This is a genomic window from Kribbella speibonae, from assembly GCF_004331375.1.
GTDB classification, from domain to species: domain Bacteria; phylum Actinomycetota; class Actinomycetes; order Propionibacteriales; family Kribbellaceae; genus Kribbella; species Kribbella sindirgiensis.
This window is the reverse complement of the sequence record NZ_SJKC01000001.1, coordinates 1090056-1103491: the sequence shown is the minus strand read 5'-3', so window position 1 is coordinate 1103491 and position 13436 is coordinate 1090056. Positions and strand designations below refer to the sequence as shown.

Below are 13436 nucleotides of genomic sequence, written 5' to 3'. Positions count from 1 at the left end.
CAAGGGCACAAGAGGTTAATCCTCAGAGGTGGTTGCGGGCGAACGCCTGATACAGACCGCGCAGGGTCAGCAACGGTTCGTCGTGGATCGGGGTGGTGAGTTCGCCCGCGAGCAGCGGCGCGAGGGCGCCGGTGAGGACGACCGCGACGTCGTCGTTCAGAGACTGCTCGGTCCGGATCCGCGCGACCAGGCCGTCGACGAGCGCGGCGAAGCCGTGGATCGCGCCGGACTGCAAGGCCTCGACGGTGTTCTTCGCGACCACCGTTCGCGGCCGGACCAGTTCGACCCGGCGCAGTTGCGCGGCCGCCTGCCCGAGCGCGTCGGTCGCGGTTTCGATGCCTGGGGCAATCACTCCGCCGATGAAGGCGCCGGCCGGGTTCACCACGTCGATCGTGATCGCCGTACCGACGTCGACGACCAGGCACGGAGCGCCGTACTTGCTGACGGCCGCCAGCGCGTTCGCGATCCGGTCCGTGCCGACCTCCCGCGGGTTGTCGACCAGCACCGGCAGCCCGGTCTTCACGCCGGGCTCGACGACGACGCTCGGCACACCCTCGTAGTAGCGCGACACGACGTCCCGCAACTCGTGCAGCACATGCGGTACGGCGGAACACACGGCGATCCCGGACACCGGGGACTCACCGGCGAGCAGGCCCTGCAGCAGCACCGCCCACTCGTCCGCCGTACGACGCGGATCGGTCCCGACCCACCAGTGCCGCTTGACCGTGCCCTCGAACACCAGGCCGACCAGCGTCCTGGTGTTCTCGACGGCGACGGCCAGCAACATCACGCCTCCTTCAGGTCCAGCGCGATGTCGAGGACCGGCGCGGAGTGCGTCAGCGCACCGACCGCGAGGAAGTCGACACCGGTCTCGGCCACCTCTCGCGCCTTGTCCAGCGTCAGCCCGCCGGAGGCCTCCAGCCGGGCCCGGCCCGCGACCTTCTCGACCGCCTCCCGCAGCAACGGCACGTCCATGTTGTCCAGCAGGATCAGCTCGGCACCGGACTCGACCGCGATCACCGCGTCCTCGACCGAGTCCACCTCGACCTCGATCCCGATCTCCGGATACGCCTTGCGCACCAGGCGGAACGCCTCCGCGACACCACCGGCCGCGATCACGTGGTTGTCCTTGATCAGCGCGGCGTCCGACAGCGCCATCCGGTGGTTCTTCCCGCCACCGCAGCGTACGGCGTACTTCTCCAGGGACCTGAGCAACGGCATGGTCTTGCGGGTGTCGCGGATGACCGCGCCGGTGCCCTCGACCGCGTCGACCCAGCGCCTGGTCAGCGTGGCGACACCGCTCAGGTGGCAGAGCAGGTTCAGCGTGGTGCGCTCGGCGGTCAGGAGTTGCCGCGTCTTGCCGCGGACCGTCATCAGGACTGCGCCCCGCTGCACCGAGTCGCCGTCGTGGACGGTGTGCTCGATCTCGATCTCGTCCGGCGCCGCGACCTGGCGCAGCACCAGCTCCGCGATCTCCAGGCCCGCCACCACACCGTCGGCGCGGGCGACCAGCTCGGCGACCGACACCTGGTCCGGGTCGACCGTGGCGGTGGTCGTCACGTCGACGCCTCCGGCCAGGTCCTCCTCGATGGTTGCCCGCACGAGGTCACCGACCCACTGCCGGTCGACTGTCTCATCCATGCCGGTCATTCTCCTCGGATTCGCGCGATACAAACGTGGCTTGCGGCACAGCCTGCTGATCAAGTGTCAGGTCCAGGCTTCCGAACCAGTGCAGATCATCGCGGTCCGGGTGGTCCTCGCGCCAGTGCGCGCCACGGCTTTCTTCGCGGGCGGTCGCCGCGGCGACCAGCGCGGAGGCGACCGTCACCAGGTTCGTCGCCTCCCAGCCCGGCGTTCCCGGCTCGCCGTACGGCTGCTCCATCAGCTTGCCGATCGCCGCACCCGCCTCCGCCAGGCCGGTCGCGCTCCGGATCACGCCGGCGCCGACGGTCATCGCCCGTTGCAGCTCGGGAACGACGTCCGCGTCGACGAGTCCCGGCGTACGGCGGTCGTCGGCGGGCTCGCGCCGTTCGGGCAGCCCGTTCGCGAGGTGCGCGGCGATCCGGCGGGCGAACACGAGCCCTTCGAGCAACGAGTTGGACGCGAGCCGGTTGGCCCCGTGGACGCCGGTGCACGCGACCTCACCGCACGCGTACAGGCCGGGCACCGAGGTCTGGCCGTTCAGGTCCGTCCAGACGCCGCCCGACGAGTAGTGGCAGGCGGGGGCGACCGGGATCAGTTCGCGGACCGGGTCGATACCGTGCGAGCGGCAGGACGCGAGGATGGTCGGGAACCGGACCCGCCACTTCTCGTCACCGAAGTGCCGGGCGTCCAGGTAGACGTGGTCCTTGCCGGTGGCAAGCATCTGGCGCATGATCGCCTTCGCCACGATGTCCCGCGGCGCGAGGTCTGCGAGCTCGTGTTGGCCTTGCATAAAACGTTTTCCGTTGTGGTCGACGAGGAACGCACCCTCACCGCGGACCGCCTCGGAAACCAACGGCTGCTGGCCTTTCGCGCTCTTGCCCAGCCAGAGCACGGTCGGGTGGAACTGCACGAATTCCAGGTCCCGCACCTTCGCGCCGGCCCGCAGCGCGAGCGCCATACCGTCACCGGTCGACACGCTCGGGTTGGTCGTTGCCGCGTACAACTGCCCGAGACCGCCGGAGGCCAGGATCACAGCCCTGGTACGGATCTCGCCGACGCCGTCCAGCTGCCCCTCGCCCATCACGTGCAACGTCACCCCGGCGACCGAGCCGTCGGCGGCCGTGAGCAGATCGAGGACCAGGGCGTGCTCGACCAACCGGATGTCCTTGGCCCGCTTGACCGCGGCGACCAGCGCCCGCTCGATCTCGGCGCCGGTCGCGTCGCCGCCCGCGTGCGCGATCCGGTTCCGGTGGTGCCCGCCTTCGCGGCCGAGCGAGATCTCTCCGTCGGCCATGGTGTCGAAGCGCGCACCCAGGTCGATCAGGTCGCGGACGGCGTCCGGACCTTCGGTGACGAGCACCCGGACGGCCTCCGGGTCGCTCAGCCCGGCGCCCGCGACGAGCGTGTCCTGCAGGTGCTCCTCGGGTGAGTCCTCCGGGTGGAGGGCAGCGGCGATACCGCCCTGCGCCCACTGCGTGGAGCCGGAGGCGACGACGTCCTTCGTCACCACCAGGACGGTGCCCAGCTCACGGGCCTTGAGCGCGGCACTCAGCCCGGCGACACCGGAGCCGATCACCACCACGTCGACGGTGTCGGTCCAACCAGGCTCGGCCGCGGCCAGCCGTTGCGGCACAGCGGGAATCGTCATCCCGCGACCGTATCAACCGAATTCATCGGAGGGTGATGGAAATGTTGTCAATGAGACGGGTCAGGCCGACGCGGGCGGCGATCAGCATCCGGGCCTCGCCGGGGCCGATCACCGGGCCGAGATCGGGGGCTCGCAGGGCGAGGTAGTCGATCTTGACCGACGGCACCGCCTCGAGCTCGGCCTGGGCCGCGGCCAGCACCGCGTCCGGCCCGTTCATCCCGGCCTTCGCGCCCGCGCTCAGCGCCCGGTACAGCACCAGCGCCTCGTCACGCTCGGTCTCGCTCAGGTACCGGTTGCGTGAGGACAGCGCGAGACCGTCCGCCTCCCGCACGGTCGGCACCGGCACGATGTCGACGTCCATGTCGAGGTCGCAGACCATCTCGCGGATCAGCGTCAGCTGCTGGTAGTCCTTCTCGCCGAACAACGCCAGGTCGGGCGCGGTCAGGTGCAGCAGCTTCGACACCACGGTCAGTACGCCGGAGAAGTGCCCGGGCCGGAACACGCCCTCGAGCTCGTCGGCCAGCGGGCCCGGATGCACCGTGATCGACGGCTCGTTCGGGTACAGCTCGTCCCGGGACGGGTTGAAGACCAGGTCGACGCCCTCGTTCTTCGCGATCGCCAGGTCGCTGGCCAGTGTCCGCGGGTACCGGTCGAAGTCCTCGGTCGGCCCGAACTGCAACGGGTTCACGAAGATCGTCAGCAGCACGCTGCCGTCCGGCCCGACCCGTTCGCGGGCCTCGGCCAGTAGCGCGGCGTGGCCGTCGTGCAGGGCGCCCATCGTCATCACGACCGCCCGTGGCCGGATCGCGGCCGCCGCGCGCAGTTCCGCTTTGGTCTGGGTGAGTCTCATCGCGGTGCCTCCCCTGCTGGATCTGCCCGGTGCCCGTCCAGTACCTCGGTCAAGCGGCGAACCGTCTCCGCGTCCAGCCGCCCGTCCGTCGCCAGTTCCACAGTCGCCCGGGCCAGTTCGGCGTACGTGCGCCGCGTGCTGCCCCGGAGTGCTGCCAGATGTGCCGCCACCGTGTCGACATCTCCCCGGGCGATCGGCCCGGTGAGCGCATGATGACCGGATCGCAGCGTGTTGTCGAGGGTTGCGACGAGCAACGGCCGGAGTGTCGCCACCGGATCCGCCACGCCCGCCTCCCGCAGTACGGCGACCGCCTGCGAGACCAAGGTGGTCAGGTGGTTCGCGCCGTGGACCAGACCGGCGTGGTAGCGCGCACGCTCCTCGTCGGCGACCCACTGCACCTGTGCGCCCAGCGCCTTCACCAGCCGCTCGACGACCGCCCGTGCCGCGTCAGGAGCGGTCGCGGTGAACATGACCCCGTCCAGGCTGACCAGACCGCCCGGAAACGTCATAGACGGGTGTAGCGCGACCGGTGTCGCGGAGAGCCCAGCCAGCGGGGCCAGACCGTGCGCTCCGGACAGGTGCACGATGTACTGCGCACTGGTCAACGGCAGCCTGTGCGCGACCTCGCGAATCAGGTCGTCCGGTACGGCGACCAGTACGACGTCTGCGCTCCTCGTGACCTCGTCAGCGGGTAGCACGGGCACAGCGGGCAGGAGGCGGGCGGCGCGGTCCAGGGACGCGCCCGAGCGCGCGGTCGCTCCGACCAGGGGATGTCCGGCTGCCGCCAAGGCTGCTCCCAGGGCGGTCCCGGCCCGGCCGGCTCCGATCAAGCCGATCCGTTCCATGTATTGGTGCACTCACTCTCTTCTCGTTCCAGTCCCGCTTCCGGGTACCAGACGATCTACCTGTCAGGGTAGGTGATGAGAGCATTGCAGGGTGAGTGATGCGTGGGCAGCAGGTGCCGAATTGACGGCGATCCTGATCACAGTTCCTGAGCTGGCGGAGTACACAGAGCGCTGGCGTTCGGTGTCACGGTCGACCGCGAGACCACAGGTCCCGTTGACCGAGCTCATCCCGCCGCACGTGACAGTGCTGGTCCCCTGGGTCGCCGAACCCACCGACACCGACCTGGCCCGCCTCCAGGCAGCAGTTGCGTCGATCGAGCCGTTCGAGCTCAGCTTCCCGGTCGCGGGTCAGTTCCCGAACGGTACGGCGTGGCTGAAGCCGGAGCCGTTCGACAAGGTGCGCTCGATCCTCCTGTCCGTCTTCGACGCCTTCCCCGAGTGCCCGCCGTACGGCGGTGAGTTCCCGGACCCGCATCCTCACCTGACCATCTCGTCGTCCGCGCAGGGCGGTCCGGCCGTGGTGGCCGAGGCGAACGCCGCCCTGGCCGCGGCACCGGCTCCGACCGTCCAGCTGACCGAGCTGGAGCTGTGGCGTGAGGACGCGGAGGGCGTGTGGCACCAGATCGGCGCCGTACCGCTGGCTACTTCCTGACCTGGAAGCCCACCGCGCCGGCAGCCTTCTTGGCCTGCCAGTCCGCCGGTACGTCGGCCGGCGTCAGCTCACGCAACTGGTCGACGCTCGGGTCGGTGAGCGCACCGATCCGGACGGCTTGCTCGGACACCGTGGCCTCGAACAGGTTCCGCACGTCCCGTCCGTTCCCGAACTCGGCCATGTGCCTGATCCGGTCCAGCAACGAGCCGACCCGCTCCACGACCCCGTCGGCCAGCAGGTACCCGGCCTTGCCGCTCAGGTACTCGAAGATCTCCTGCAGCTCCAGCGACGAGTAGTCCGGGAACTCCAACGTCGTCGGCACCCGCGAACGCAGCCCGGGGTTCTGCAGGAACAGCCCCTCCATCGGCTCGGTGTATCCGGCCAGCACCACGACGAGGTCCTCGCGGTGCTCCTCCATCAGCTTGATCAGCGTGGCGAGCGCCTCGGCCCCGTAGCCGCGTGCATCTGCCAGCGTGTACGCCTCGTCGATGAACAGCACGCCACCGAGGGCCTGCTCCACCAGGCGCTTCACCTTCGGCGAGGTCTGGCCGACGTACTGGCCCATCAGCTCGTTGCCGCTCGTCTCCACCAGGTGGCCGACGCCGAGCAGACCGAGGTCCCGGTAGATCTCGGCGAGCAGCCGCGCCACGGTGGTCTTGCCCGTGCCGGGGTTGCCGGTGAACACCATGTGCCGGGACCGCTCGGTCGGCGGCATCCCGGCCTTGGACCGCAGTACGTCGGCCTGCGCCTCCGCGGCCAGCCGCTCGACGGTCGCCTTGACCTCGGTCAGCCCGGTCATCGCCGTCAGCTCGGACCGCGGGTCCTCATGACGCGGCAGATCGCCCAGGTTCTCGTCGGTCAGCTCCGCGACATCGGACCGCTCGATCGTCCGGACCTGCTCCATGGTCGGGGACTCCAGCGTGGCCAGCCGGACCGCCTGCAGCGTCGCGATCCGCTCGAGCAACGTCCGTACCGTCCGCGCGTTGCCGAACCCAGGTGCCCGTGGCGCCTTGTGCAGCGTGGCGAGCGCCTGCTCGGACACCCCGGCGCCGAGCACGAACCCGGCCTGCTCGGCGGCCTGCAGGAAGATCCGGTGCAGCTCGCCGTCGGTGTAGTCCGGGAAGTTCACGAACGTCCGGATCCGCGACTTGAGCCCCGGGTTGCTCTCGACCAGCGAGTACATCTCGTTCGGGTAGCCGGCCATCACCACGACCAGGTTGTCGCGGTGCGTCTCCATCAGCTGGATCAGCGTCGCGACGGCCTCCCGGCCGAAGTCCCGCCCGGAGGTGTTGAACAGCGAGTACGCCTCGTCGATGAACAGCACGCCGCCCAGCGCACGCTCGACCACCTCGGTCACCCGCGGCGCCGTCTGGCCGATGTACGACGCGATCAGGTCGGCCCGCCCCACCTCGACCAGGTGACCCGACGAGAGCATGCCCAGGTCGCGGTAGACCTCGGCGAGGATCCGGGCGACCGTGGTCTTGCCGGTGCCCGGGTTGCCGCTGAACACCAGGTGCCCCATCGGTTTCGGCAGCCGCAGCCCGGCTTCGGCGCGCAGCTTGGCCACCTTCGCCTCCGCGACCAGCTCGTGCACCCGGGCCTTCACCGCGCCCAGCCCGGTCATCTCGTTCAGGTCGGCGATCGGGTCGCCGGCCACCGGCACGTCAGCCCGCAGCTTGTCCGGCGCCTCCGCCTCGACGATCGTCGTGGGTACGGCCTTCGGCGGCCGGAACGAGTGCAGGTCGCGCAGCCCCCGGAAGAAGCCGGCGACCATGTACAGCTCCTTCGACGCCTTCGCCTTGTCCGGAAGCCCGTTGAGGCTGGCGCCGACCTGGTACGTCGCGGCAAGGTACTCGCGAGCGTCGTACGCCGCGCCGGCCTCGACCGCCCGGATCATCCACGCCTGCCGCCGACGCCGCCACTCGGCCGGATCCGGCCGGGTCTTCACCGTCTCGAGCGTCGTCTGAACCTCAGCTGTCCCGGACGGGCCCAGCGCCGAGAACGAGAGCCCGGCGGGCAGATCGGTCCGTCCGATCTGCTGCAGCAGGCTGGCGATCTCCTCCGCGAACGACTTCTCCGCCTCGGGCGTCACCGCCGCGATCCGCGTGTACGCCGCCTGCAGCCGGTTCACGCCGTACACCATCAGGTCGAGCGGGTTGCCGGACAGGTTCGGGTAGATCTGGCGGATGTCGTCGTTGCCGAACTCCTCGATCCAGCGCTTCAGCACCGCCGGCCGGGACTGCGTGAGGTGCAGATCGAGCAGTTCCGGACTGGCGAGGACGTGGTCCAGCATGGACGCCATCGCCTTCCGGCGGGCCTCCAGCCCCGGGATACCGATCAGCAGGTCCAGCATCTCGCGGCAGGCCCGGATGACCTCCTCCTGCGAATCCCGGTCGCGCCGCAGCGGGTACGGGATGTCGAAGGACGCGCCGGTCTCCCGCCAGTTCGCGATGTCGGTGTCGATCTCCTGCTGCTCCTCGCGCCACTGGTTCAGCAGCAAGAAATGCAGGTTCCGCGCGCCGCCGACGAGGATGCCGAGCGCCGGCCACAGGCTCTTGAACACGAAGTAGAACGTGTCCACCAGCAGCGGCGAGCCCTCGATGAAGTACTTGTTGCTGGCCGACACCCGGCCCAGCGTTGGGCGGTCCACCAGATCCGCGATCTTGGCCTTCGTCGCGTCGAGCCACTCCGGTGTGACGACGTACGGCGGTTCCGCGCCGACCACATCGAACGCCGGATCACCCTCGAACAGGACCGCGAGCTCGGCCGGAAGTTTCGCCACGATGCCCGATCCTAAGATCGTGACGGTCCATACTCTGAAGCGATGACCTTCAGGGATGCGTGGCAACGGGCACTGTACGGGCCGGGGGGTTTCTACCGCCGGGAGCGCCCGGCTGCGCACTTCCGGACATCGGTCCACGCATCCGTCCTGTTCGGGCACGCCATCGCGCGGCTGGCCGGTCAGCTCGGGCTTTCCGCGGTGGTCGACATAGGCGCCGGTTCGGGCGAACTCGGCAAGGTCCTACGCGACGAAGGGCTCTCGGTGCTGGACATCGAACTGGACGACCAGCTGCCCGATCGCCTGACCGGTCTGGTGATCGCCAACGAGTGGCTCGACAACGTCCCGTGCGAGGTGGTCGAGTGGGACGAGGACGGCGTACCCCGCTACCTGGCCGCTGACCTGACACCAGGAGAAGTTGTAGACGGCAACGACCTGGGCTGGTTGCAAGAGTGGTGGCCGGGCGAGCCCGGTGATCGCGCCGAGGTCGGCCGGGCACGTGACGAGGCCTGGCAGGACGTGGTCCGGCGGCTCGCGGACGGTGCGGTCGCGATCGCCATCGACTACGGACACGTGAGGTCGGGCAGGCCGCCGTACGGGACCCTGACCGGCTTCCGCGACGGACGTGAGTGCTCACCCGAGCCCGACGGCAGCTGTGACATCACTGCCCATGTCGCCCTCGACTCGCTCGGCGGCACCATCCTGAGCCAGCGTGACGCCCTACGAGCCTTAGGCGTCAGCGCGGCACGTCCAAGCCTGGAACTGGCTCACACAGAGCCGCTGCGCTACCTGTCGGAGCTGTCGTCAGCCGGGGAGGCTGCCGAGTTGCTGGACCCGTCCGGGCTCGGCGGATTCGGCTGGGTCTGGACGGCGGCCGACGCGGCCACGGTACGACGGGCCTCGCGCGCCCTGTGCGCCTGAGCCTCCACCAGCGCCGCAGCCTCCACCTGGTCGCGGTGCAGCGCGGTGGCGTCGGTCGGACCGAGCGGAGTGTCCACATGTACGTTGGCCAGCCCCAGACGCCGCTGGATCGGCCCCTGTTCCATCCGGACCGACTGCGTCTTGTGATGCAGCACGATCGACGTACGGCGGCTCACCCAGCCGCGCGTGGTGACCATGACCTGTTCGTCGACGCCGTAGCTCAGGTACCGCCAGCCGATCGGACGCAGCCACTTGGCGCGCTCCGGTGCCTGGTGCATCTGGATACGGCTCAGGTCGAAGCCAGGCAGTACCCGTGACAGGACGTAGGCCACCTCGGCCCGCTCGCCGACCGGCAGCAGCTGTGCGCCCTCCAGCATGTCGTCGCCGTCCTCCTTCTGCCCGGCCACGCCCGCGATGTCCAGCTCGACCCGGGACCAGCCCAACGCCCGCCAGATCAGCGGCTCGGTGATCAGCAGACCCTGCACGCGGCCGGGCGGTACGGTCTGGCGCTGGATGTCGAACAAGCCACGTTTGGTCCGCAGACCATGGCCCGACTCGGACAGCGTGAACCCGTGGTTCCCCACGACCTGCTTCCAGATCGGCTGCACCACACCAAGCAGCAAGGGCAGACCGGCGAACAGACCGATGTGGAAGTCCAGCACCATGGTCGCGACAATCAGCCAGACCAGTCCGCCGGCACTGGCGACCACGGTGGACGACAGCAACGTCGCACCGAGCAGACGGTTGGTCGGGACCGTCAGCAGCGGCGGAGCAGCCGCCTCGGCCAGTTGGTCGTGCTCCTGCTGCTCAGCAGCCTTCTCGCCCTTGGCACGCACCAGAAGCGTGGTGCGGAGCTGCTGCGCCTCCTCGTACCGGAAGTAGCTCAGCTTGCCGTCGCTCTTACCGCCACCGGCCACGTCCATCCGCAGCTCGGCCATGCCGAACAGCCGCGCGACGAACGGCTGCGCCACGTCGATCGCCTGGATCCGGTCGAAGCGGATGATCCGGGTCCGGCGGAACAGGAACCCGCTGTCCACCCGGATCGCCTCGTTCGTCAGCTGCCACTTCGTGAACCACCACGACAGTGCGCCGAGCAGGATGCCGCCGACGAGCACCCCGGCCAGGCCGATGCCGGCGATCTTCAGGTTGCTCCGCAGGCCCTCGTTGTTGACCAGGGCGAAGGCCGCGACGACGAAGTACCCCCATCCCTTGACGAAGGGGGTGAGCGGGTGCAGCCGCTGGCCGACGACCTCGCCGGTCTGCTCAGCCTGCTCGGTCACAGGCCCCACGCCTGCGCCTGACCGAGGGCGGACAGCCGGTCACGGAGCCGGCCGGCCTCGTCCGGGTGCAGCCCCGGGATCTTCGCGTCGGTGGCCGGCGTCGCCGTGTGCAGCTCCACGGTGGCCATCCCGTACGCCCGCTCCAGCGGCCCGGCCGTCACGTCCACGAACTGCATCCGGCCGTACGGTACGACGACCAGCTCGCGGAACATGACCCCGTGGCTGACCAGCAGCTCGTCCTCACGCTCGGCGTACTTCCACGAGCGCTGGTTGCGTCCGATCAGCACCCAGGACCAGCCCAGGAGCAGCGCGATCACCACGACCGCGAGCACGCCGTACAGCCAGCTCAGGGTCAGCCCGAGCGCGACCAGCGCCACGATCGCGGCCAGCCCGGCGACGATCGCCGCGTTCAGCCGCCGCAGCGTGGCGAGCTTGGGCGAGACCGGCGTCCAACTGACATCCGAGGGTGCGAAGAGGTCGTCCACGGGTAAAGCCTGTCACGATAGTGGTCATGAGCACGGAAAGAGTCGTGGGAGTCGGCGCGGGAGCTGCTGGATTCGACCCGGCGTACGAGCGGGGTGGGACCGGCGCGGGCTCGGAGCTGGCGACCTCCGACATGGTGCTCAACATCGGGCCCCAGCACCCGGCGACCCACGGCGTCCTGCGGCTCCGGCTGACCCTCGACGGCGAGCGGATCGTCGGCTGCGAGCCGATCATCGGCTACATGCACCGCGGCGCGGAGAAGCTGTTCGAGGTCCGCGACTACCGGCAGATCATCGTCCTGGCGAACCGGCACGACTGGCTGTCCGCGTTCTCGAACGAGCTCGGCGTCGTGCACGCCGTCGAGCGGATGATGGGCCTCGAAGTCCCGGTCCGGGCGGTCTGGCTGCGGACCCTGCTGGCCGAGCTGAACCGGGTCCTGAACCACCTGATGTTCCTCGGCTCGTACCCGCTCGAGCTCGGCGCGATCACGCCGGTGTTCTACGCGTTCCGCGAGCGCGAGACGATCCAGGCCGTGATGGAGGAGCTGTCCGGCGGCCGGATGCACTACATGTTCAACCGGGTCGGCGGCCTCAAGGAAGACCTGCCGTACGGCTGGCTCGGCCGCGCCGCTGCCGCCTCCGCCGCGGTCCGGTCCCGGCTGCCCGACATCGAGGAGCTCATCCTCGGCAACGAGATCTTCCGCGCCCGCACGGTCGGTGTCGGCAAGCTCGCCCCCGAACTGGTCGCGCAGTACGGCGTCTCCGGGCCGATCGCCCGCGCCTCCGGGGTGGACGCCGACCTCCGCCGCGACGAGCCCTACCTGGCGTACGGCGAACTGCAGGACGTACTGCGCGTCGTCACCCGTCCCGAAGGCGACTGCTTCGCCCGCTTCTCCGTGCTGCTCGACCAGGTCAAGGTCTCGCTCGACCTGGTCGACGCCTGCCTCGACAAGCTGTCCACACTGCCGGCCGGGCCGGTCAACGTCCGGCTGCCGAAGATCCTCAAGGTCCCCGAGGGCCAGACCTACGCCTGGACCGAGAGCCCACTCGGCATCAACGGCTACTACCTGGTCTCCCGCGGCGACAAGACCCCCTGGCGCCTGAAACTCCGCTCGGCCAGCTTCAACAACATCTCCGCCCTGCCCGCCCTGCTCCCCGGCACCATGATCCCCGACATGATCGCCATCCTCGGCAGCATGTTCTTCGTCGTCGGCGACATCGACAAGTAGAGCTGGGAAACAAAAGCACGTGTGGTGACCAAGAGTTTCCCAGCCGCCGTCAGCGCACGGGGCAGGACGGACTGCAGGGACGAGCTGTGACCGACGGGTCCTTGCGCCGCATAATCTGCAGGACCTGTACGGCGGCCGCACACGGACGGCTCGTGACATCGAGCCACCCGTACCGAAGGGTCGCCTCCGACCTCAGCGCTGCGCGGTTGTCGCGATCGAGATCGCGCCACCGCTGTCGAGGAGCGAAATGAAAACGGCCGTCCAGCTCGACCACGAGCTCGTACGGCAGGTAGGCCACATCGGTGTATTCGCCGTCCACCGCACGCTGCCGTTGCCCCGCGGGCAGGCCGTGTGCTCGCTCGACGTACCGCAGATAGCGAAGCTCGAGCAGCGAGTGGGCTCCCTGGGCGACGTCAGTGAGACTCGACCTCAGCGCGGCACGATGACGGAGCTGCGGCCGGCCGGTGAGTGCAGCCAGGATCTCTTCGGGAGCAACTCTGCCGCTCTGGCAGGCCTCCGCGACAACTGCTGCGGCAGCATCCAACGATGAGGACAGGCCGACGATCTCGAGCACAGCTTCAGCCGGCCGGCTCCGCGGCGGGATCACGGCAGCCAGACGATTCTCCCAGTGCGCGTCCCGGGTGATCACGAGATTCGGGCGAGCACGAACTCGCCGGCGCCAGGGGATGGTCAGGTACACCGGACGTCGGTCGTCAGGCTTGATCAGACCGAGCTGCTCCGCAGCCGTGTAGTGGCTCCACGCGGCCTGCGGTCCTGCATAGAGCAGGGCCGCCACGAGCCGCTCGTGGTAGCCGACCGGTCCGGTATGCGTCACGTAAACACCTGGGTGGACGGTCTGCCACCGTCGGCTACGCAGCCGGCGGCGTATGTCGACGCCGGACCTTCCGGCCGCGAGCAACTGTGCGCGCGACACGACGCGGTTCTGCTCATGGATCAGTACGTCGAGGCCCTCGTCGGCCAGCTGTTGCCGCCACCACCAATCCATCCGACCCAGCATGACGGAATCCGCCGCCCGCCACCGAGGACCCTGTGGATAAACCTCGGCTGGGAAACAAATGCGCGGATGGCGGCGAATAGTTTCCCGG

General features: G+C 69.4%; 11 protein-coding genes and 1 pseudogene. 3 read left to right on the top strand and 9 right to left on the bottom strand.

What is annotated here, in order from left to right; genetic code table 11:
• Positions 1 to 22: 22 nt before the first annotated feature.
• The 5 genes from E0H92_RS05565 to E0H92_RS05545 are packed head-to-tail and all read right to left on the bottom strand — an operon-like array spanning position 23 to position 4987.
• A complete protein-coding gene (locus E0H92_RS05565; protein WP_131495577.1) occupies positions 23 to 787 on the bottom strand; it encodes a type III pantothenate kinase in 765 nt (254 codons plus the stop codon).
• The gene (gene nadC / locus E0H92_RS05560) at positions 787 to 1641 is read right to left on the bottom strand and encodes a carboxylating nicotinate-nucleotide diphosphorylase (RefSeq protein WP_131495576.1); all 855 of its coding nucleotides are present in this window, start codon (positions 1639 to 1641) and stop codon (positions 787 to 789) included. The genes E0H92_RS05565 and nadC overlap by 1 nt, the downstream gene beginning before the upstream one ends.
• Positions 1634 to 3292 carry an L-aspartate oxidase gene (locus E0H92_RS05555; RefSeq protein WP_131495575.1) on the bottom strand — a complete coding sequence of 553 codons (1659 nt, stop codon included), beginning with the start codon at positions 3290 to 3292 and terminating at the stop codon, positions 1634 to 1636. The genes nadC and E0H92_RS05555 overlap by 8 nt, the downstream gene beginning before the upstream one ends.
• Positions 3293 to 3314: 22 nt before the next feature.
• Positions 3315 to 4142 (bottom strand): pantoate--beta-alanine ligase, encoded by an 828-nt coding sequence (panC, locus tag E0H92_RS05550; RefSeq protein WP_131335502.1) that lies wholly within the window; start codon positions 4140 to 4142, stop codon positions 3315 to 3317.
• Positions 4139 to 4987 (bottom strand): Rossmann-like and DUF2520 domain-containing protein, encoded by an 849-nt coding sequence (locus tag E0H92_RS05545; RefSeq protein ID WP_131495574.1) that lies wholly within the window; start codon positions 4985 to 4987, stop codon positions 4139 to 4141. Before E0H92_RS05545 ends, panC begins: the two co-directional genes overlap by 4 nt.
• A gap of 91 nt (positions 4988 to 5078) precedes the next feature.
• On the opposite strand from E0H92_RS05545, the gene E0H92_RS05540 reads away from it, so the two are divergent.
• A complete protein-coding gene (locus tag E0H92_RS05540) occupies positions 5079 to 5639 on the top strand; it encodes a 2'-5' RNA ligase family protein (RefSeq protein WP_165549700.1) in 561 nt (186 codons plus the stop codon).
• Here E0H92_RS05540 and E0H92_RS05535 read toward each other — a convergent pair.
• The gene (locus E0H92_RS05535; RefSeq protein WP_131495573.1) at positions 5629 to 8421 is read right to left on the bottom strand and encodes an AAA family ATPase; all 2793 of its coding nucleotides are present in this window, start codon (positions 8419 to 8421) and stop codon (positions 5629 to 5631) included. The two genes, E0H92_RS05540 and E0H92_RS05535, sit on opposite strands and share 11 nt — an antisense overlap.
• 42 nt (positions 8422 to 8463) lie before the next feature.
• Between E0H92_RS05535 and E0H92_RS44615 the strand changes: the two genes are divergently transcribed.
• On the top strand, positions 8464 to 9339 hold the full coding sequence (locus E0H92_RS44615; RefSeq protein WP_131495572.1) for an SAM-dependent methyltransferase: 876 nt from the start codon (positions 8464 to 8466) through the stop codon (positions 9337 to 9339).
• A 17-nt stretch (positions 9340 to 9356) separates the two neighbouring features.
• On the opposite strand, the pseudogene E0H92_RS05525 reads toward E0H92_RS44615, so the two are convergent.
• Positions 9357 to 10454, bottom strand: a pseudogene (locus E0H92_RS05525) (PH domain-containing protein); the annotation flags it as partial.
• A 161-nt stretch (positions 10455 to 10615) separates the two neighbouring features.
• Complete coding sequence (locus tag E0H92_RS05520; protein ID WP_131286948.1) at positions 10616 to 11104, bottom strand: PH domain-containing protein; 489 nt, start codon at positions 11102 to 11104, stop codon at positions 10616 to 10618.
• Positions 11105 to 11130: 26 nt separating this feature from the next.
• On the opposite strand from E0H92_RS05520, the gene E0H92_RS05515 reads away from it, so the two are divergent.
• On the top strand, positions 11131 to 12330 hold the full coding sequence (locus E0H92_RS05515) for an NADH-quinone oxidoreductase subunit D (protein WP_131465137.1): 1200 nt from the start codon (positions 11131 to 11133) through the stop codon (positions 12328 to 12330).
• 49 nt (positions 12331 to 12379) lie between these two features.
• Here E0H92_RS05515 and E0H92_RS05510 read toward each other — a convergent pair whose 3' ends face one another.
• A complete protein-coding gene (locus tag E0H92_RS05510) occupies positions 12380 to 13336 on the bottom strand; it encodes a hypothetical protein (RefSeq protein ID WP_131495571.1) in 957 nt (318 codons plus the stop codon).
• Between the last annotated feature and the right edge of the window lie 100 nt (positions 13337 to 13436).